This window comes from Hyphomonas sp. J20-32 (genome assembly GCF_055808555.1).
The window spans coordinates 1996426-2017016 of sequence record NZ_CM147873.1; the positions used below are offsets into that span (position 1 = coordinate 1996426).

Annotated in this window: 15 protein-coding genes; 10 read left to right on the plus strand and 5 right to left on the minus strand. The window is 54.7% G+C overall.

Annotation, left to right across the window (positions count from 1 at the left end; genetic code table 11):
* Positions 1-22 precede the first annotated feature (22 nt).
* The 7 genes from AC0L7I_RS09870 (at position 23) to folE (ending at position 9105) form a co-directional block, all read left to right on the plus strand.
* Complete coding sequence (locus AC0L7I_RS09870; protein WP_473396266.1) at positions 23-1060, plus strand: DUF7064 domain-containing protein; 1038 nt, start codon at positions 23-25, stop codon at positions 1058-1060.
* A gap of 68 nt (positions 1061-1128) precedes the next feature.
* The gene (locus AC0L7I_RS09875; RefSeq protein WP_473396267.1) at positions 1129-2205 is read left to right on the plus strand and encodes a phosphotransferase family protein; all 1077 of its coding nucleotides are present in this window, start codon (positions 1129-1131) and stop codon (positions 2203-2205) included.
* A gap of 15 nt (positions 2206-2220) precedes the next feature.
* Positions 2221-3735 (plus strand): FAD-dependent oxidoreductase, encoded by a 1515-nt coding sequence (locus tag AC0L7I_RS09880; RefSeq protein ID WP_473396268.1) that lies wholly within the window; start codon positions 2221-2223, stop codon positions 3733-3735.
* Positions 3736-4173: 438 nt separating this feature from the next.
* Positions 4174-5367, plus strand: a complete 1194-nt coding sequence (locus AC0L7I_RS09885; protein ID WP_473399135.1) for a CaiB/BaiF CoA transferase family protein — start codon at positions 4174-4176, stop codon at positions 5365-5367.
* Positions 5364-6785, plus strand: a complete 1422-nt coding sequence (locus AC0L7I_RS09890; protein WP_473396269.1) for an aldehyde dehydrogenase family protein — start codon at positions 5364-5366, stop codon at positions 6783-6785. Before AC0L7I_RS09885 ends, AC0L7I_RS09890 begins: the two co-directional genes overlap by 4 nt.
* Before the next feature lie 90 nt (positions 6786-6875).
* A complete protein-coding gene (locus AC0L7I_RS09895; protein ID WP_473396270.1) occupies positions 6876-8417 on the plus strand; it encodes an acyl-CoA synthetase in 1542 nt (513 codons plus the stop codon).
* Positions 8407-9105 carry a GTP cyclohydrolase I gene (gene folE, locus AC0L7I_RS09900; protein ID WP_473396271.1) on the plus strand — a complete coding sequence of 233 codons (699 nt, stop codon included), beginning with the start codon at positions 8407-8409 and terminating at the stop codon, positions 9103-9105. Before AC0L7I_RS09895 ends, folE begins: the two co-directional genes overlap by 11 nt.
* Before the next feature lie 38 nt (positions 9106-9143).
* Here the strand turns inward: folE and AC0L7I_RS09905 are convergent, their stop codons facing one another.
* The 3 genes from AC0L7I_RS09905 to AC0L7I_RS09915 all read right to left on the minus strand — a co-directional run bounded on the left by AC0L7I_RS09905 (position 9144) and on the right by AC0L7I_RS09915 (position 12309).
* A complete protein-coding gene (locus AC0L7I_RS09905; RefSeq protein ID WP_473396272.1) occupies positions 9144-10211 on the minus strand; it encodes a phosphotransferase family protein in 1068 nt (355 codons plus the stop codon).
* Positions 10212-10318: 107 nt separating this feature from the next.
* Entirely contained in the window at positions 10319-11314 is a 996-nt protein-coding gene (locus tag AC0L7I_RS09910) for a DUF7064 domain-containing protein (protein ID WP_473396273.1), read from the minus strand.
* Between the two features lie 290 nt (positions 11315-11604).
* Positions 11605-12309, minus strand: coding sequence for an IS6 family transposase (locus tag AC0L7I_RS09915; RefSeq protein ID WP_473396274.1), 705 nt, complete (start codon positions 12307-12309; stop codon positions 11605-11607).
* A 97-nt stretch (positions 12310-12406) separates the two neighbouring features.
* Between AC0L7I_RS09915 and AC0L7I_RS09920 the strand changes: the two genes are divergently transcribed.
* Together AC0L7I_RS09920 and AC0L7I_RS09925 are read left to right on the plus strand one after the other, a co-directional pair.
* On the plus strand, positions 12407-13615 hold the full coding sequence (locus AC0L7I_RS09920) for a tyrosine-type recombinase/integrase (RefSeq protein ID WP_473396275.1): 1209 nt from the start codon (positions 12407-12409) through the stop codon (positions 13613-13615).
* Complete coding sequence (locus AC0L7I_RS09925) at positions 13608-14318, plus strand: hypothetical protein (RefSeq protein ID WP_473396276.1); 711 nt, start codon at positions 13608-13610, stop codon at positions 14316-14318. Before AC0L7I_RS09920 ends, AC0L7I_RS09925 begins: the two co-directional genes overlap by 8 nt.
* Positions 14319-14382: 64 nt before the next feature.
* Here the strand turns inward: AC0L7I_RS09925 and AC0L7I_RS09930 are convergent, their stop codons facing one another.
* On the minus strand, positions 14383-18099 hold the full coding sequence (locus tag AC0L7I_RS09930; RefSeq protein WP_473396277.1) for a nuclease-related domain-containing protein: 3717 nt from the start codon (positions 18097-18099) through the stop codon (positions 14383-14385).
* Between the two features lie 129 nt (positions 18100-18228).
* Entirely contained in the window at positions 18229-19986 is a 1758-nt protein-coding gene (locus tag AC0L7I_RS09935; RefSeq protein ID WP_473396278.1) for a hypothetical protein, read from the minus strand.
* 330 nt (positions 19987-20316) lie between these two features.
* On the opposite strand from AC0L7I_RS09935, the gene AC0L7I_RS09940 reads away from it, so the two are divergent.
* Complete coding sequence (locus AC0L7I_RS09940; RefSeq protein WP_473396279.1) at positions 20317-20535, plus strand: helix-turn-helix domain-containing protein; 219 nt, start codon at positions 20317-20319, stop codon at positions 20533-20535.
* Positions 20536-20591: the final 56 nt, after the last annotated feature.

The following is a 20591-nucleotide window of genomic DNA, read 5'->3' on the forward strand; positions in this document are numbered from 1 at the left end:
ATTATGTCCCAGGGAGGATGATTTGACGTCTCTATATTCTGAAGTGGATCTGCCACATAAGCCTTCTGATCATCCTGACTGGCAGGAATCATGGGTGCTGGTTTTTCGCGATCCTATCACCGGCGCAACGGGCTTTCTCCGCACAGGCGCCTACGTGAATCAGGGGGCGACACAAACCCATTGGGGTATGGCGCTTCCAGACGGAACACGCTTTCGCCGTCACCTCCTCGATCGCAAACTGGAGAAAGGCGATCGTACCGAAACGACTGCCAGCTCCGGTACGGCGAAGTTCTCCATTCCGGACATGAAGTATTGCCGCTTTGAAGCCTGGGATGATGACGCTGAGGTCGATCTGCGGGTCTACGACTGGTTCCCTTCGCAGGACTGGTCATTCGTCGGGGGGGGCTACCATGGCAAGCTTCTAGGCAGCATTGCCGGGTCCGAGCAGGCAACGATGGGCACGTCGGGCCATCCAGAAAGCGCGGGGCGCCTCGAAGGCCGCGTGCGCTTTGGTAACCGCGTAATCGACATTGAAAACGGTCTCGCCTATCGCGACCATGGCTATGGAGATCGCCCGCATGCCGTCTTCCGCGCTGCGCGCTGGCATGCAGGCACAGTCGGCCCTGACATGTCCTATTCGCTTGTCAGCATGATGGACGAGCCGGGTAATCTTCATAAGATGGGTTGGGTCATGCTCAACGGGAAGCGTGAGGCCATCAAGGATCTGCACACTGTCAGCTCCACGCTCTGTGACGGCTATTCTGTCATCGGAGGATGGTCTGTCGTGAAACTGGAGAATGGTGAAATTCTCAGAATCAATGTGGACACTGTCGACGGCGTTGTTACTTCGACGCATTTCGACAATGGCGGCCCAGGCTCATCGCCGGCCGGCATTGAAGCACTTTCGATCCCGCGCTGGAATGGCCGTTCGGGCGTATGCGATTTCAACATGATCGACAATCCGCTGCGGGGCGAACAGCCCGTCTCCAATACGCTCATGGCGAATTGCGATGTCGGCCTCACCAAAAGAGAGTTCGATCCGCAATGGATCCGGCAATAGGAAATCAAGTGCACAGGATTGGCCACTGAATCCCAATTCTGCCGCACGCAAACACGGCGAGAATACAAATGAGCGACATTGCAAATACGCTGGACAGAAGTGTTGCCGCAGCCAAGTCAACATATGCGAGGGTCGACCCTGAGCGGTTGGCACCCTTTCTGGAAAAGGTGTTCGGGGCCAAGGTTTCGTTGGAGGACATTGGCGGGGGCGCTGCAAAATCGGGCTCGTCTTCCGGGATTCTGATTTTCACAGCGAGGATTCATCAGAACGGCGAGGATGAGTTGAAGAGGCTTGTCCTGCGCTACGATCCCAAATCGGATCAGCGGCTTTTCGTTGAGTATGACCTCAAGTCCGAATTCGACCTGCTGTCGCGCTTAAGGAATACCAGCATAGCCGTTCCGACGGTTTATGGCCTCGATGAAACGGGCGAGGATATCGGCGTCGTCGGCTTTGTCATGGAATGCGTCCCTGGAGAGCCCATACCCACGTCCCTCTTCACTAGCGGCCCTCTGGTCGAGACCGATGAGGCGGGACGTCAGGCGATCTACCGGGACATTCTGCGCAATCTCGCCAAAATCCACAATCTTGATCACGTCCCACTGGGGCTGGAAAATTTCACCAAGAAAGCCGAGGGCAGCACACCGCAGGAAAAGCTGACGAACTGGTGGTGGAAGACGTGGGACTGGGCCAAGCCCAAGGCCTATGACCGGCTGGTTCCAGTGCGCGAGTGGCTTCTGGCGAATGCTCCCGCTAATGAGAACCCGGTTTTGATGCATGGTGATCCCAACCTTGGAAATTACCTGCTTCATGAGAACCGCGTCGCGGCAATGCTCGACTGGGAACTAAGTTCCGTAGGCGCCCCAGAGCTCGATCTCGCGATCCAGATCGTTTCAATGGACCCGCACCGGCCACATGCCGACCAGCTTCCGGTGCGCCCGCCGAGTGAGGCGCAATGGCTGGCCATGTATGCAGAGGCAGGCGGAAAGCAGCTCGGAAACCTCGACTATTATAAAGTCCATGCGTGTTACGAAATCCTGATCTGCATGGGGTCAATGAGCACCTATCTCCCCGACGATATCGTCGCCCAATACGATGCGATGAGCGGCTTCTACTGGGCGCTTTGTGAGCGTCTCATGAACCAGTGAATAAAAGAGGATTGTGTGGGCACTAATCTGCAGGACCGCGGCGTTGTCGTCATAGGGGCTAGTATCGCAGGTCTCTCATCGGCATTGGCCTTCAATCGTCGCGGCATTCCCGTGACGATTCTCGAAAGAGACGAACTCATCGATGTTGAAGATCAGATTACGCGCAATGGGATCATCCAACGGCGGGGCGTTCCGCATACCATGCAACCGCATTTCTTCCTTAGTAGCCTGCGCAATGCGCTAAATCGGTGGTATCCGGGACTGATCGAGCAGATGGTGGCGGCCGGAGTGAAGGAAGTCCCGGTAGAGCAATGCCTGCCATGTACCCGCAACAGCGATGCTATCTTGAAGCCCGGCGATGAGGACCTGACGGTGCTTGCCTCCAGGCGCGCTGTTCTAGAGCAGGCCATGCGCAAATATGCCGAGCGTAAGCACGGCATCACGATCCGGTCCTCAGTGAAGGTGCTGCGCCTCCTGACCAATGACAAACAAGCCCCCTTCAAGGTCCATGGACTAGAGTATGAAGATGGGGACGAAACCCATACTCTGACTAGTGACGTGATCATCGATGCATCGGGCCGGATGACGCGTTTGCTTGATCCTATCATCGCACGGGGCGCCCGAGTCGGCGATTTTCACTACAAGTCCAAATCGGCCTACTTCACCCGGCACTACAGACTTCGTCCTGGTCAGGACTTCCCGAAATTTGTCGGCATGCCGGGCGTGATTTTCGATGATCTGGTTGCGACAACCTTCGTTGCGGACGACACAAATTTCGTGATGTCGATCGTCGTCAATCAAGACGATCCACTTCTCTATGACCGCGCGCTTTCAAAGCCGGGCGTGTTTGAAGATATCCTCCGCCGTATTCCGAAAGCGGCGCGATGGATTGAACCTGAAAGAGCCAAGCCAACTTCGCCCGTTGTCGGCTGGGCCAATATGGATTTTTTCTGGCGGACACTGGCCCCTGCAGGGAACGCTCAAGTGCTGGGCTATTTCCCGGTCGGCGATACGGTCATAAGATCGAACCCCAAATTTGGCCGCGGCTGCACCTGGAGTGTGTTGGGCAGCGACATACTCGCTGAGATTCTGGCGACTGGCGGCACACCGAAAGAGCAGGTCATCAGATACCAGAACGCACTCGAAGAGCGGTTCCGCTCCGAGTGGTCCATGATGCTCACCGTCGACAGGGAAGATCAGGCCCGGTTTGAAACCCGTGCGGGCCTTTCGCGAAAAACAATCAGATCCCGCGCTGCTTCGGCAGTTGCTCACTGGACATCGAACATCGCCCCGACCATCGATCCGACTTTCTATCGCGAGCTGGTCAAAGCCTATTACGGAGTAACATCCCCTGCGGCCTGGGCGAAGAAGCCGAGCAACTGGCTGCGGGTCATGCGCGCGAATATCGTGCCAGGCGCGTCGCTTCGACTGGCGCGCAAATATGCCGAGAGACCGAGCCGGGAAGAGATTGCGGGTATCATCGCGTCTCACGGTTCGCCGGAAAAATCACCGGCACATATCGATGCTTAAGCAAAATCCTTCAGCGTCAGCATACAGGTCCGCCCTGATCGGTTTTGGCGTGCTCGCGTCACTGTCCGCCGCGGTCATGTTCGTCTGGGCATGGTCTCAGTCTGGCCTCTCGGTGTCGGTCGCGCAGATCGGCGCGGCATCAGACGCCTATCCATGGGTGAAGGCTGTGTTTTGGGACATCACGCTATTCAACCTCTTTGTGTGTGGTTGGCTATTCTACCGCGAAGAGCACTGGAGGCGTGCAGTTCTGTGCTCACTCGCGTTCTGGATGGTCGGGTCCGTGTTTCTGGGCCTCTATATCGCTTCTCTGATGCTCGAAGACGGGTCTGTCCAACGCGTTCTGCTAGGGAGACATCTTTCGCGGCGCGACCGGGGCGGTTGTGACCGTACGGGAGAAGTTGCTTGAAACGGAAACCGGAGAACAGCACCGGCACATCAATGCTGGAAGGTGTGACGATCGTCGACATGACGAGCGTCGTTTTCGGGCCTTTTGCGACGCAGATGCTGGCCGATCTTGGCGCGAATGTCATCAAGGTCGAAGCCCCTGAAGGCGATCAGTTCCGTCAATCGGCCAAGCCAGCCAGAACGCGCGGCATGTCACCAGGCTTCATGGCGCTGAACAAGAATAAGCGCTCCATCGTTCTCGATCTCAAGTCGCCGGAAGACAGCAAGGTCATGGCAGACCTGCTGGCGACGGCCGATATCTTCATTCACAATGTTCGCCTCAACGCGATTGAAAAGCTGGGGTTTGGCCCAGACCAGGTGACGCCGCTAAATCCTGAGCTTATTTACATTCACTGCGTCGGCTTTGCCTCTGGCGGGCCTTATGATGGGTTGCAAGCCTATGACGACGTTATCCAGGCGGCTTCGGGTGTCGCGACGCTGTCTGGACGTGTCGATGGCAGTGGGAAGGCCCGGTACATTCCGTCCCTGATTGCGGACAAGGTGGCGGGACTTTACGCGGCTCAGGCAGCGCTGGCGGCCTATGTGCATAAGCTACGAACCGGAGAAGGACAGTTCGTTGAAGTACCCATGTTCGAAGCCTTTTCGCAATTCATGCTGGCTGAGCATCTGGGCGGGCTGACATTCGATCCACCCAATGCGGCGGTCGGTTACCCGCGTCAGCTCGATCCCGACCGCCAGCCATTTCCAACAAGCGACGGCTATATCAGCATAGTGCCGTATACAGTCGAAAGCTGGGCAATGGTATTCACCGTGATTGACGATCTCGATTTCCTGAAACGAGAACACCTCGAAACGCCGCGAGAACAGTTTTTTGGGCAGCATAAGCTGTATCAGCGCCTCGCTGAAATCACGCCGACGGCCACGACGGCTGAATGGATTGAGCGCTTCCGGGCAGCCCGGATCCCCTGCATGCCTGTCCGCGACCTCGCGGACATGCTCAAGGATCCACAGCTGTCGCAGAACGGATTTTTCGAGCGACGCGATCACCCAAGCGAGGGCGCCTGGTATGACATCAACAGACCCGTCCGTTTCGGCGCCCACGGGCGAAGAGAGCATCTCCCGCCGCCTCGGATTGGCGAACACAGCGATGAAATTCGAGCCGGGCTTGAGCGGCGTTCGACAGCTTATCGTCATTCAAAAAAATCAACGACAGGAACAGGTGTATGACCGACTTTGACCGGAACTATTCAATGACCATTGATGGCAAGAGCGTTTCTGCGAAGGGGCAGATTGATGTCATCAATCCGGCAACGGGAGAGGTGTTCGCGCAGGCTCCAGATTGTAGCCGGGAACAGCTCGACGATGCGGTGGCATCCGCCCGCCTAGCCTTCAAGGCCTGGAAGTCGCGTCCGATCGAGGAGCGCGCGGATCTTCTTGCAAAGGCCGGCGACGTCATCCTTCAGCATTCGGCCGAACTGGCACGCCTTTTCACCAAGGAGCAGGGACGGCCGACTGAAGGAGCTGCGGCCGAAATCATGATGTCGGGCCAGTGGCTGAAAATGGTATCGCAGATGCGCCCGCCCGTTCATATTTCTGAAGACAGCGACGCGCAGTTCATTGAAACCCGCTATGTGCCTCTGGGCGTCGTCTGCGCGATTGCACCGTGGAACTTCCCTGTGAACCTCGCCATCTGGAAAGTGGCGCCCGCGCTTCTGGCGGGCAATACGATGGTGTTGAAGCCGTCACCTTTTACGCCCCTCTGTACGCTCAAGATCGGCGAGCTCCTGCAGGACATACTGCCGCCCGGCGTGCTTAATGTGATCTCCGGCGGGGATGAGCTTGGGCCATGGATGACGTCTCATCCAGGCTTTGCGAAAATCTCGTTCACCGGGTCAACCGAAACCGGCAAGAAGGTCATGGAAAGCGCTGCGCGCGACCTCAAGGCGCTGACGCTTGAGCTTGGCGGGAACGACGCCGCAATTGTCTTGCCCGATGTCGATGTGGACGAAGTCGCCCAGAAGATATTCTTCGGCGCGTTCGCCAACACGTCCCAGATATGCGTGGCCACCAAGCGCCTCTATGTTCACGAGTCCGTCTATGATGCGCTTCGCGACCGGCTTGTTGCGATAGCAAAAGCAACCAAGGTCGGGGACGGATCGGAGCAGGGCACTGTGCTGGGCCCGATTCAGAACAAGCGTCAGTTCGACCGGGTGATGAACCTTCTGGACGATGCGCGCGCCAATAATCTCACCCTGATCGAAGGCGCAGATATTCCTGATACAAAGGGGTATTTCGTCCCGGTTACGATTGTCGACAACCCGCCGGAAGGATCGCGCGTGGTTCAGGAAGAAGCCTTCGGACCGGTTTTGCCGATGCTCAAATTTTCTGACATCGACGATGTAATCGACCGTGCGAATGACAGCGAGTACGGACTGGCAGGCGCCGTTTGGTCGAAGAATACTGACGAGGCCATGAAGATCGCGCGCAAGATGGAGACAGGTACTGTCTGGATCAATCAGAACCTCAACCTGCGTCCGGACACACCTTTCGGCGGGCACAAGGCAAGCGGTTTTGGCGTCGAAAACGGTATGGAGGGACTGCTAGAATTCATGGCGCCTCAGGCCGTTTATGTCGCGAAGCTTTGAGTTCGCTTCACCCGTCACACCTGTCTCACGTAGCTTTAAAGGCGGAACTGAAAAGGTCCGCCGTCAATCCCTTGATCAAGAGTTTAGCACATGCATCCACGGATATTCGCGCAGTCTCATCCAGGAAAAAAGGCGCTTGTCTTCGAGCCGAGCGGGCGTTCGCGCACTTATTCCGAGCTTGAAGAGACTGCCAATAAGGGCGCCCGGCTCTTTCGTCAGCTCGGTATCAGCAAAGGCGACAAGGTAGCCTTCTGCCTGGAGAACTGCCCCGAAGTCTTCGACTTCTGCTGGGCGGCGCAGCGGGCAGGGCTCTTCTACGTACCTGTTTCATCGCGTCTTACGGCTGATGAAATAGCCTATATCCTCCGGGATAGCGGGGCCCGTCTGCTTCTGACTTCCGATTACCTCGCAAAGGAGCTTGATAGCGTTGCGAACGCACGCCTGGACATTCTCCTCTTCAAGACGGGCAAGGATCACGAAGCCTACGGGAACTGGGACGAGGCATTGGCTGAAATGGACGCTGCTCCGATTGGTGACGAGAGCGGCGGCGCTGTCATGTTTTACTCGTCTGGGACGACTGGGCGTCCAAAGGGGATTGCACCGACTCGGTCGGTCGATGGGCCAGCGGTGGCAGATGAAGCATTCCCGAAACTCGTTTCAAAGCTTGCCGGCGCAAGCCAAGACAGTATCTATCTGTGCCCGGCGCCGCTTTATCATGCCGCACCGCTCGGCTGGACAATGACCATACAGCGGCTGGGGGCAACAGCCGTCGTGATGGAGCAGTTTGACCCTGAACTCGTGCTCTCGCTCGTGCACAAGCGCGGGGTGACGTGCGCTCAGTTCGTACCGACCCATTTCGTTCGAATGCTGAAACTGCCGGAGGAGACCCGGCTCGGCTACGACGTCTCATCGCTGAAGGCAGTCATCCATGCGGCGGCCCCGTGCCCGGTCCCGGTCAAGCGCGCGATGATCGAGTGGTGGGGCCCAATCGTGCATGAATACTATGCCGGTTCGGAAGGTAATGGCATGACATTCGTGCGCGCCGGAGAGTGGCTTGAACGGCCGGGGACAGCAGGCCGCGCGGTGCTGGGGACGATCCATATCTGCAATGAGGAAGGCAAAGAGCTTGGTGTTGGCGAGGAAGGCACTGTCTTCTTCGAAGGTGGTAATGCGTTCACCTACAACAATGACCCCGAAAAGACTGCCGAAAGCCGAAACAGGTGTGGCTGGTCGACTCTTGGCGATGTGGGGCGGCTTGATGAGGACGGATTTCTCTACCTCACAGACCGAAAGAGTTTCATGATCATAACCGGCGGCGTGAACATCTATCCCCAGGAGATCGAGAACCACCTGGTAACGCATCCAGATGTGCTGGACGTCGCCGTGATCGGAGGCCCTGACCCGGACATGGGAGAGAAGGTGATCGCCGTCGTGCAGCTTAAGGATAGCTCCAAGGCTGGCCCTGACATGGCCTCGGAACTCTCCCAATTTGCGCGAGAGAAGCTTTCCGGCGTAAAGATCCCGAGGCAGATCGATTTCATCGATGAACTGCCCCGCGCGGCCACGGGCAAGCTGTATAAGCGATCCCTCCGCGATACATACTGGCATCAAGGAGAAGCGCGTGCCGAATAAGACGTCTACGCCTGCAACAGCTTCGGCAAGAGTGCGAGAAAGGCTGGAAGCGGCTGGCCGCAGATACTTCGCCAATGACAATATTTCGGCTTTTCTGGAGCCGGGTGATCTGGACGCTATAAAGGCTGAGGTCGAGGCGGCAGTCGATCATGTTCTTGATAGCCTCGTGATCGATACCGCGCGTGACCATAATACACGCGAGACAGCTCAGCGGGTCGCGCGCATGTATCTGTCCGAGGTGTTCTCCGGCCGATATCTGCCAGCGCCGGAAGCGACCGAGTTTCCAAATGCCGAAGGACTGAACGAGCTCATGATCGTTGGCCCGATCACCATCCGCAGTGCCTGCAGCCATCACCTTTGTCCGATTATCGGCCGGGTCTGGATCGGGATCTTGCCGAATGCGAGGTCAAATCTCATCGGTTTGTCGAAATATGCGCGTCTGACGGACTGGATCATGTCGCGCCCCCAAATCCAGGAAGAGGCGATTGTCCAGCTGGCCGATCTTCTGGAAACGCTGATCACACCGGATGGAATCGCTATCGTCATGGAGGCAGATCATTTCTGCATGCACTGGCGCGGCGTGAAGGACGACAATACCCAGATGATCAACAGCGTCATGCGGGGGCAGTTTCTCGATAATGCATCATTGAGGCGTGAGTTTCTGACTTTGATACGGCTGCGGCAATAGCTCCCGCTTGCTCGGCTATAGACGAGGAACACCGTATGCTATTCGTAAGTTTCTTTCGCCGCGGTCCAGACGTCTTCGAGTTGTTGCACATAGAAAGCCCACAATTGCTCGAATGAGGGCATGAAGTGCGCTGACATTCGGGAAACGGCAATAATCTTGTATAGATTGAACAGCTTGAAATAGGGCCAGTGCATGACCTCGGTGCTGCTTTCGCGGCTGTACCGTTCGAGATACTCTTCTTCCGTCGGTGTGCCTTCGACAGCTGTGTCTGTCAGTTTCTGGCTTTCGGTGAGGAAGCAGATCAGCGCCAGATCTGACTCATTGTGGCCCAGATACGACAATTCCCAATCAACGACGGCAGCAATGTCTCCATTAGCATAGATGATGTTCGCGATCTGCGCGTCTCCGTGCACAAGATTGGCTGGATAGAGGTCTCTCGGTTCATGCTGAACCATCCAGTCATGGACGGCCTTGATAATTTTGGCCTTCGGATCCTCTCCGTCACAAACCTGATTTACTTCTTCGAGCCACCAGCTCAGCTCGCGGCGGATGGACGTTGTGCCATCGCCTCTGTTCACGAGATGGGGAACCTTGTCTGGACCAATCGCGGCCTTCCTGAGCTGACCGTGAAATCCCGCCGCCTTGAGCATAAGCTCGTTTCGAACTTCGGGCGAAACGTTTGCCAGAGGTCCTGCAGAATACATCGCCGCACTCGGGACGTCGCCATCGACCCTCTTCATGATGTAGCCTGCGGTGCCCAGCCATCGACCATCTGCGTCGAGCCAGAGCGCTTCCGGAACAGGCAACCCGAACGGCTGCAGGGCAATCAGGGTTTCAAATTCGTGGTCATACCTTTTCTGTTTCAGGAGCTGCTCGCCCGGCGAGTATCTCAGAACCAGGTCAAGAGATTGCACGCCGTCGCCGAAGTCGCCGGTCGCCTTGAGGAAGGCGATGCCATTGCTTGAGCCTGCGCCATCGGCCGGAAAGACGACATTTTCAATAGAGACGGGCCCTGATACATCGGGCTGGTTCTCAATGAATCGCTGGATCGTCGCCGTATCAATTTTCAGAAAACGCGATTTGGCCTGCCTGACAGACTCCGCCATCGTGCCCTTGAGTTCATCTGTCGACATATTGTGCCTCGCTGCCGAATAATGGAGTAGGCGAATAGGCCCATCCGCATGGATGGGCCTATTCGTGGAAAGATGTTGGATTAGTCAGTGTATCTGACGCTGGATGACAGCCCTTGGTCTACAGCCAGAAAAGTGACGTCTTCCTGAGTTGGAATATAGGTGCCCCGTCCTGGATTGGTGCTCAGCTCGAGGTCCAGGAAACCTGTCTTTCCATTGTACATGAATGTCGAGATATGGTCCTGCGAGGCTGCCCCGGCCTCTGGAACGGGCGTCATGAAGCCTTGAACCGAGCTGGCTTCAATTCTGACTTCCTCGCCGGTTTCGAGCGTCAGAATCCCAGTTGCTCCCAAGGGCGTGAGGCCATCTGAATCAAACCGCGTGATAACCCGCAGGTCGCGGACGTCGAGATCCTCTCCATGGCGGGCGACAAAGCCGGCAACCATTTTCGGACCATCTTTCAGGTCCAGAAGGAAGCTCGCAAAGCTGAGCTCGGGCCCAACGGTCCCTGAGAACATCCGGTAGCGATGCAGGCTGGCGCGGCTATTGTCCCGAAAGCCCCACGATCGGTCGCGGTGGCAGAGACCGTCGATATTGTAGCTGTTCATCCCAATCTTGACCGTTCCGCGGATACGCCCTGAACATTCCAGGTGTCCGTCGGAATTGATGCTGCTCATGAAGTCGTCGGAATGGCCCGTCTTCGACCAGTTCCGGGGCTCGTGAAAAAACTCATAGAATTCGAGATCGCCCTCGCATTCTTCCTCGCCCCAGGTGAACCGCATCCGACCGTCACCAAGCGCTTCTGCCGTGTGGCTGCCGACAACCTGCTTGGCCGCCTGGCGATCATCCGGTCCAAGTTTGTGTTCAGCCTTCTCGCCCGAGCTTAGGATGTATCTTTCCCCACCTTCCTTGAACACGAAAAGTGTGACTTGTCCGGTACCGAGATTGGGCTTCTGTCCAATGCGGTGAAACCCGCCAATCCCGTTTTTCCTGTCGTAGAACCAGTAACAGTCACTTTCCTGCCAGTGTCTGTCTTTTGAGGGTATGTGGGGCTTATCCCAGCTGACGTCGTAACTCAAATTTCTCTCTCCCTGTTTTATGTCTTCGCATGCTTTAGGTGACCCGAATTTTGTTTCTTAATCGGGTGCCAGTGGGTGTTGTGGCTGTAAATACTGCAAACAAAAAACATCAAAATGGACCGCAAAATAGCGATCACTTCACGATAATATTTCGTATAATAGCCAAAATGTCGACACAAATATACGCAAAATGTAAGTTGGTGTTTGGGTGTTTGTTGGGACTAAAGCGCTCAAAGGGGTGCTGTCAGGCTAATGCGAACCAGTCTCTAATATTCGCTGACGAGCAGGTGTTAGGCGACAAGAAGGTCGCGCCACTCGCGAAGGGCGGCGTCGCGTTTCTGTTTGAAGCGAATTCTGGAGTTGATGTGCCTTTCGAGGTTGAAGTGATTGTGTACTGATGAATGGATTGAAACGAACTTCTGTAAACTTCGCATGCGCCGAAATCTCGACATCGCTCGCTCCCGTCGTCGAAAGGGTAGGTGCGAATTCTCAGCTCGGTTATTGAGATGTCGACCGGTTTCCTGGCGTGTCTCATTGCCGATGACCTTCATTGCGGCCCGATAAGAAGGGCATCTGTCCGTGACGACTACTCGTGGATTACCGTATCGCTTCATTGCTTTCTTGAGGAATTTCAACGCAGCAGCCTTATCCCGCTTCTTCGTGACATAGGATTCCAGGACTTCGCCTTCGTGGTCGACAGCGCGCCAAAGATAATGGCGCTCACCTCTGATCTTCACGAAGACCTCATCCAGGTGCCACTGCCATTGCGGGCTGCGCCGCATCGACTCGGAGCGCCGCTTCCTGATCTTGTGAGCGAAATATGTGCCGAACCGATCGACCCAGAGGCGGACACTTTCGTGACAGACATCAATGCCGCGTTCGTGGAGAAGGTCTTCGACATTCCGAAGCGAGAGCGGAAATCGGACGTACATCAGCACGCCAAGCTGGATGATTTCGGGCGAGGTTTTGAAGTAGCGGAGTGGGTTTTTGGCCATATTAGAAGGCTAAACAACAGAATCGGTCACCTCAAGCCCGGTTCCACTGACAATGCCCGGCGGGGTATTTCAGCGCCTTCGAACACTAGGGGCGCCCATGACAGTCACAATGAATCGGCTCGCCGCGAAGCAGGTAAAGGATGCAAAAACCACCGGCCGCGTCGCAGATGGAGGCGGGCTTTGGCTTCAGGTATCGTCCACGGGCGCGAAATCCTGGCTATTTATATATCGCTGGGAAGGAAAGCGGCCCGAGTTAGGACTCGGTGGTTATCCGGCTGTGTCTCTAGCCGAAGCACGACGACGGGCTGAGGAGGGCAGGGGATACTTAGCAGAGAAGCCAAAACGCGATCCACGAGCGATCTGGAGCGCGCCTGCGGACGCTGAGCCTGCGGCTATGACATTCGGAGCATTCACCGAGCGGTTCCTTGAACGGATCCTGCATGGGTTCCGGAATGCGAAGCACAGGCAGCAGTGGGAGAACACGCTCAAGACATACGCCGCGCCGATTTGGTCAACGCCCATCGCAGAGATCGACACGGTCCAGGTTCTCGAAGTCCTGCAACCCATCTGGAATGAGAAGCCTGAAACAGCATCGCGGCTCAGGGGGCGCATTGAACGGATACTTGATGCGGCAAAGGCAGAGCGGTTGCGCAGCGGCGAGAACCCGGCGCTTTGGCGGGGACATTTGGCGGCCATCCTTCCAAAGCAAAGGCGCAGCAAAAAGCCCCACGCGGCGATGGGTTTCGTTGAGTTGCCAGCATTCATGACCGAGTTGCGTAAGCGAAAGGCCCTGTCCTCGAAGACTCTGCAGTTCATTATCCTGACAGCGGTACGTTCAAGTGAGGGCAGGGAGGCCCGATGGAGCGAGATCAACCTGGATACTCGAGTTTGGACAATTCCCGCGGAACGGATGAAGGCAGACAAAGAGCACCGCGTGCCGTTGTCAGACGCCGCTATGGAGATACTCGCGCCGCTCGCGGTGGTGCGTCGGGCTGACTACCTGTTTCCGGGGCAGACGACATCTAAGCCAATCTCGGAAACCAGTCTACGAAACCTCCTTGGGCGCATGGGCACCAAAGGATTCACGGTCCACGGCTTTCGATCGAGTTTCCGAGACTGGTGTGGAGAAGTAACGACGTTTCCACGCGAAGTAGCTGAGGCGGCGCTCGCCCATTCCGTAGGGAACGAAGTTGAGCGCGCCTATCGCCGAGGTGACGCCTTGGAAAAGCGTCGGATCCTGATGCAGGCGTGGGCAGACTTTTGTGCAGACAGCGAAACAGTCGAAGAGGTAACGAAAGTTGAGTAATCAATCTCGAGATGAGCGACTCGCCACCATCAAAGAAGCGCTCAACGAGCAGGGTTGGCTCAGCGATTTGTCAATCGAGTTTGAGCCACTGTCCAGCGCAAATCTTGATCACTTTCAACATGCGCTCATGAAGGCTCAATTGGTTATCGAATGGGCATTGTCGACTCAGGATAAGTTTGGAGTTCACCCGTCGCGCGGCACCTATTTGCAGTCATCACTTTCGAGACTCGGAACCGAACTCGCGAGACTCAAAGCTGGCGCGGAGTCACCGCTTTTTCGGATTGAAGGAGGCAAGAAGCGAAACAAGAAGGGAGCCGATCCAGCCAAGCGTCGTCTGATGATCTCAGTTGGTGTCTTCCTCGCGGAATTTGGGGAGAACGGTATGGGGCCAACGGCAGCCAATAGTCTCTTATGCGAAAAATTGGCCGAAGTGGGGTATAGATGCTCTGCTTCCACGATACGTAATTTCAAGACTTGGAGCGCAAAAGGCCACGCAGGTAATCTCCATTCAACCGAATGGGGTCACGGTCAGCAATGGTATCTCGAGTTTATCAGACAAGAATTTGAAAATTGGCAGCGGATCGAACTGACGGCATCACCTCATATGAAAGAATTGCTCTCCTCAAAAGAATGGTTGGTGAACGTAATACTCAACAACGCAAGAGAATGTTTGACTTTGGATTTTCACACCGATCGCGATTAAACATTTTTGCGCTGTTTTTCTTGATACTGACCGAGTGGCCCCCGATCACCATATCTGAACGGCGCTATAGAACTATTTGGTCAACTTCTTCAATCGTGAATGACTGACCATCTGCATCGCCGCTTCGGTTGAGAAAATTCATTGGCTGAACAGTGCGAACTACTACAAGGCCACGAATGAGTGGTTCCTCTGCAAGTCCGAACACCTCGGCAACATTTTTCGCGTGTTGACGAATGTGGCGCACTCGCCTGAGGTGGCGAAGTAGTTTGTCAGGTTTTCCATCGCCAAGTACTTCTCCTCTATAATTGGACATCGTGGCGGCTACCTCAGCCTCAGTTCTGCAAAATCGTAAATTCTTCACTTCAATGCAATAAGCGCGAACGCCATCCGGAGACACAGCGAAGATGTCGACGTCGCCTTCTCCAGGCTGCTTCGGAAGGTTCGTCAACGACGCAGGAGTGCATCTCTTTAGTACCCGAAAACCCCTTGCATTCAGCCTTATTTGAAGGTCATTTTCTAACTCTTCTCCCAATTCGGCGCCTCGCCTCCCAGCAAAGCTAACTGCTTCGCTGCTTTCCCAGAAGTTTTTGTTGAGATGCCCGTGATCTAAGCCGGAGATGCAATATGCAGCCGAGTCCGAAATGAGAATCGGGGCCACTAAAAGCAATGGATCTGGTCCTTGCTCCAGCATAATCAACGGTCGATTGATTAATGAGCACCGACGATCGAAACGTGAAATGTCCAAATCTCGATTTGACATGGCCCCGCTGAGGTCTGTCCACTGTTCGCGACGTGCAAGCGTTAGCCGGTCGAGTAGCGATATGAGGTCCGCTTTGTCGAACTCGGGGTTTGACCTCAATGCATCGAGAACCTCTGAGCGGCGCACTGTGATTACATCGCTGCTATGGGTCGATGCCAAATCTGCCAAGGCATACCCAAGTCCTCCAAAAACTTCAGCGGGAACGCGATACTCAGCGGAAAGGGCTGCCCGCAGGAGCTCATCGTCGCGTTGTGGGAAATGCTCCGGCAATCGCTGTTGCGCATAAACGTCCGCAGCTTCATCCAAATCCTGCGTAGCGCTCTGCTTTGCCGACGGAACGAAGACGTCGTCGTACAGAGATCTGTCGATGAGTAAGTCTCCTCCAGGGCTGATTCGGATCTCCGCCGGCGTTAAGCCCGCTCGAACGCATGCCAGCAACGATCCGTTGCCAAAGAGGAGCAAGGCTAGTGCTGCGATTTCATCGAAGTCGTCCCGGGAGGGAGCTATCCCTCCGTTAAGCGGCGCTTCACACGCAGCGATTTCACAAACGACTTTCGCTGCCCGCTGAGCCGCATTGGATTCACTCCAACTTCTCATTGCGTTTTCGTTGGCGCGATCCCCGCCAATTGTACGCAGGGCTCGAATGCTTGTCCGCCAACGGCTACTATCCGCTCGAGCTGATTGGTAAAGACGAGCAGAAATTGTTGCTAATGATAGGCGGTCAAAGCGACGTATCCGTTCCAACAATTTGGAAAGCAAATGGTCGCAATACTGATTTAGGAAAGAGGTACACGCATCGTCGCCAAGAATTTGAGTTCCCTTTGAACGCTCCCAAAAATCCCATACGTGTGCCGTTTTTGCTAGAGCATGCGCTGACATGCGGATTCTACGAAACGGTCGAATTAGTCCTTGAGCACCAAGAAGTTCTAATACATCTCGAGCTTCGCGGACATGGAGCCAACGCCAGTCGGTCGAAGGAATGGAACTTCGTGTCTCCTCGAGTGCGTCGGCTAGAGGCAAGTCGATTCCCTCAGCAATTGCGAATCCCTGAAGTGTCCTAGCAGCAAGTAAACGCTCTGCGTCATTTTCTCTAAGACTCAGATATGGCGCCCAATCCCTTGATACAGTGATCAAGCCGCTGCCCGGTCCCGAGCGTTGAAAGCTGATAGTTTGGCTTAGCAGCTTTGGATCCAAGTGCTCGGGGATCGCTTCATCCGGCGCCTCACCTATAAGGAGCGTCACCTGAAGTACATAAGGTTCAGCATTGGATACAGCTTTTTTCTTGAGAACTTCCGATATCCAAAATAGCAACCCGCGCCATATCTGAAATATCCATTCCGACCGGACAGGGTCCTCTGAAAGCACTTCGAGCCACCAAGTTCGGCCACCTTCGCACACTACGCCGCGCAGGCGTCCATTTTCGGCATCAACCATCGATGCATAAATTTGGCTGTCCTCGTCGTCATCGCCCCATTCAGTCCGCTGAACGATCAGGTAATCGCCGTCTATGGTTTTGATAGAGCGTAAACCCTGTTTGATCTCTCCGTCTTGCCGGACCTGCAAAAACTGATTTGTAGGAAATGAAACGATGCATGGCGGATCAACGTCTGCCCAGTGTTCAGGAATCAATGTTCCATTCGTGGATTTCCAAAGTCCATAGAGATTGAGCATTCCATTCGCATACTGAAATTGGTATCCGACGCGATCGAGAAGGGCCTTTTGTTTTAGAATGCGCCAAAGATCGATTAGTCTGCCGTCACCGCAGGCGCCGAGGAGCGAGGTTCCTTCGAAATGAAGTGATAGCACGTTCCAGTTGTCAGGCTTGTTTCTTGGCAGGGCCACTTGAAAGCCAGGACCCCACCCACCTAAAAGAACGACAGTCAAACCTTCGGCGTGCTTTGGTCGATCTTGCAAGAAATGTTGGAATGCCTCTATTCCCTTAACAAGCGCGTTTTGTTTTGTTGAATCGAGGCGTTCGTAAGAACCAAAACCAATCTCCGGGATGCCGGTCATGGGTACCGTTATCTGAACAACTTGAACATACCGTTCCGGGCCTATTTGGATGGTGTTCTCGCGAGGCCAATCTCCATGAGGCGGACTGAGATTTGGGAGATTCTTTGGCCAAAAACCCGTGCGCTCAGAATACTGCTCCTGGCTTTCAAGAGAGTGTTCAAGAAATTTATCTTCTAAGCCGCCCTGTAACACCGCCTCAATAAGATGCATCCGAGCCGCCAATGTCAGGCTGGCGGGAAACATAACGACAATACCGTCCTCAATTTCCAGAAGAGGTCGGTAGTCTGCTTGAGAATTGCCAGGCTGCCAGTCTTGGATGCTTTGGATGCTTTCGAGCGGGAAGAGGAACGGCTTGAGCTCTTCGACTTGAATAGCCGATGAGTTCAGCATCTCCGTATTTAGGCTCACACGACGCCGCAGCTCGGCCAATCGAGTGTTGCCAGGCACTCGAACGTTTTTGCCAGGTTGACCGTCTCGCAGAGAATAGGTTTGAGAACCGGACAAATCGCAAACGAGCTCGCTTAACGTCAGTAGCGCATAGGCGGCATCAAGGGCCTTTGCTTTTTGAGCAGAGTCAGGAAGGCGTTCAAATGCCGTAAGTACGGTTTCAGTTACTGCGCGCGCATGTTCCCAGTGTCCGGTTAAAATACGGAACTCGCCCCGCGACGTCGCTACGATGGTGCAAAAAAAGTCTTCAACTGGATCTTCCAAATAGGCACTTCGACCAAGCCTAGTTCCTCCATTGAGCTCCGTTCGAATTTCTGCACTTTTGGGCTTCTCTGAACCTTTGGCCCGAGCCAAAATTACTCGCTGAAGCCAATCGAGACGAATTCCATGCACCTGAAAATCGCATTCGGTCATAAGTCCAGCTGTCGAAGCAAGCGCATGCTGCAAGTCCCAGCGTTCGATTTTTGCAAACTTAGAATCTTGCACATCGAGTTCTGGTGGGTGGACTGGGTTTGATCGCCTGGGCGACGTTTTCGATTCTATAGGAATGCCGGGCAGCATTGATACCTCGGATCAAAAGGCGGAATAAGCTCGTCGCCGCTCAAGGGTTTACTAATTCGCGTCGATAACTAGTAGCATGATTAATCTTATCAACACGCGTGGCTTTCGTAGAAACTTGAAAAATCCGATTCAGCGTTCTCGCAACTGTCTCAGCTCAGAATTCAAGTGTAAAAACGCTTCCACAACTTGATCGAGCGCATGATCGAGAGCGCGGCCATAACCCGCGTTCAACGCGGCTGCGTCGAAACCGAGAGCTTCTAGAGTCCTCAGCACCCCGCCAGCATCGTGTGCGTCGGCGATTCGGAGATCGTTATTCAGAAAAAGCGCGCCAAGATTTTCATTGCGAGCGGTCAGGTCATCGGCTTCCATGCCTGCTCCAAATGCGTCGACGTGCTCACCCTGCCTATTCAAGCGCTCAAGAATGTTCGACAGCGCTTGCAGAAGTTTAAGGCTGCCAAGACCACGAGTTGCTGGGCGCGAGTGGCCGGCCGCCTCGACCAGAGATCTTATGAACTCGTTCGGTATGCGCTGCCAAAGTTCATGGATGTTCTTGCACCGCGAGAGAAAGGCTTGCTCTGTCAAAGTGAGAGGTGCCACTTGAGCGATGCGAGCTAACTCCGGATGGTTTAGCCAGCCATTCGCCCGCAACTCTTCGCGAGAATAGCCAACGATTTCTACAGGCAACTTAGGATTTCCAAGCGCCGCACTGAGCGCCGAGAGGTTATCGCCCAAGTCCAATAGCTGATCCAAGTAGCGTTGCGTCTTTGAAACAATATGCTCTTCGTGCAGATTGAATAAGGCGACCTGAGCGGGATCAATCAAATGTGCATGAGCGTGGACTATCTCGCGATCGGGCTTCGCGATGTAGAGTTCCCGAATAGACACTTTAACTAAGTTGCGGCCGACCCGTTCACATTCGGTAAAGCTCCATTGCCCGCGATATGACGGATTGCAATACCACCGTCCGTGCACCCTACTAGGCGTAGTGTCGAAATGGCTGCTTTGCTCGTAGCGTTCGAGAAACTGGTCGTCGAGGTACACGTTTACAATGTGAACGAGAGCGTTGGCTCGTTCATGTGTCATTGGTCCCGCCAGTCCCGGCCACACTAGTTCCTCGGCGTTGAGTTCTGAGCATAACTCTGGAGCAACTGCCACGACAACCGCCCAGACTTTTATGAGGAGCGAGCCGTTGTACTCACGAATATCAAGCTCATACCAGCCGCCATCCGACTGCAGCAACACATGGGGCTCACCCGCCATTAGAGCCCGGAGAATCGGCACGTCAGGGAGTTGCGCCTCGTAATAGAAGGCCCGAACGCCATAAGCGCCCCGCATCCAAAGATAACGACGTAAGTATTCATTCGACATGGTCCACGAAACGTTTCGTTTCGAAGAGTAAAAATACTCCGTGGAGATCTCTCCCTCGACAACACCGAAGACCGGCAACGAAAGATCGTCGTATATAATTTTCTGTCGCTCGCCACCAAGACAACGAGGCGAAAGTCCCAGCGACATCCAAACTTTTTCCGCAAGATTGAAGCCGTAAAAAGACCCGTCGCCCCATGATGCCACGATGTAGTCGAAATTAGATACGGAGGGGCTATAATCCGATAAGCCTCCTTGCTCGCCGACGTCTGGTGTTGAGAAACTTACAACGCCATGACCCGTCTCTCTCGGAATACTCAGGGCGGCGAGGTTAGCCTCAGGCACCAACGCAAATAGCATATGGATGCACTCGCGATTTGGACCGTGTTGATCGGCTTGGTATCGGGAACTCACATCGACTCGAAGGGTTGGATCGGTGCCGATCGGCGCGAGCAAGTTGCGCAAGCGATGCGGAAGCTGATCTACTGGAATTGGAAACTGGTTCAGATAATCAATAGTCAATGCAGTTGCCCTTATCAGTGAGTTCTTCGTCGTTGGCAGTTTGATACGGCAAGAACTCTCAAGCGACTAACGTCGTGTGTAAACCGCAATTGAGAATTCTACTTTATAGATTGTTGGCGCCAGCAGGCACATCCTACCAATTTGCGACTTTCTTTTGGGCGCTGACGTCTCTGGAAACTCTAGCGCTCGGAGATCTGTATGGTAGCCAGAACCATTCGAATTGACTCCTAAGGGCCTGCGTTTTCACAGAAAACCGCGCTTTTTCTGTGAGGGCTTATGCTGAAAACTCTGAACAGACGGGAACGGACCCGTTGCTGTTTGGAGAGCATCATGACTGTCACCACGAATAACCAATTCGACCCTATCGCCGTTACCGTTTCAGAGGCTTGTCGGCTTGCCGGTCTGGGACGATCGAAACTGTACGAAGAGATCAACGCCGGTCGTCTTCAGACACGGAAGGCAGGCCAACGAACCCTGGTCCGCACCGTTGATCTGCAAGCTTACATCGATGCGCTTCCAGTGGGTAAATCCAACGACAAAGCAGCCTGAATCACAAAGCAAACTACCCACTCCATTGCACTGGAGCGGGTAAGCATCCTTGCGTC

Coding starts and splice junctions, on each gene's coding strand:
- AC0L7I_RS09920 (WP_473396275.1), top strand. CDS start 12,407: ATGACAGTCACAATGAATCGGCTCGCCGCGAAGCAGGTAAAGGATGCA.
- AC0L7I_RS09885 (WP_473399135.1), top strand. CDS start 4,174: ATGCTGGAAGGTGTGACGATCGTCGACATGACGAGCGTCGTTTTCGGG.
- AC0L7I_RS09895 (WP_473396270.1), top strand. CDS start 6,876: ATGCATCCACGGATATTCGCGCAGTCTCATCCAGGAAAAAAGGCGCTT.
- AC0L7I_RS09915 (WP_473396274.1), bottom strand. CDS start 12,309: ATGGCCAAAAACCCACTCCGCTACTTCAAAACCTCGCCCGAAATCATC.
- AC0L7I_RS09875 (WP_473396267.1), top strand. CDS start 1,129: ATGAGCGACATTGCAAATACGCTGGACAGAAGTGTTGCCGCAGCCAAG.
- AC0L7I_RS09940 (WP_473396279.1), top strand. CDS start 20,317: ATGACTGTCACCACGAATAACCAATTCGACCCTATCGCCGTTACCGTT.
- AC0L7I_RS09930 (WP_473396277.1), bottom strand. CDS start 18,099: ATGCTGCCCGGCATTCCTATAGAATCGAAAACGTCGCCCAGGCGATCA.
- AC0L7I_RS09890 (WP_473396269.1), top strand. CDS start 5,364: ATGACCGACTTTGACCGGAACTATTCAATGACCATTGATGGCAAGAGC.
- AC0L7I_RS09905 (WP_473396272.1), bottom strand. CDS start 10,211: ATGGCGGAGTCTGTCAGGCAGGCCAAATCGCGTTTTCTGAAAATTGAT.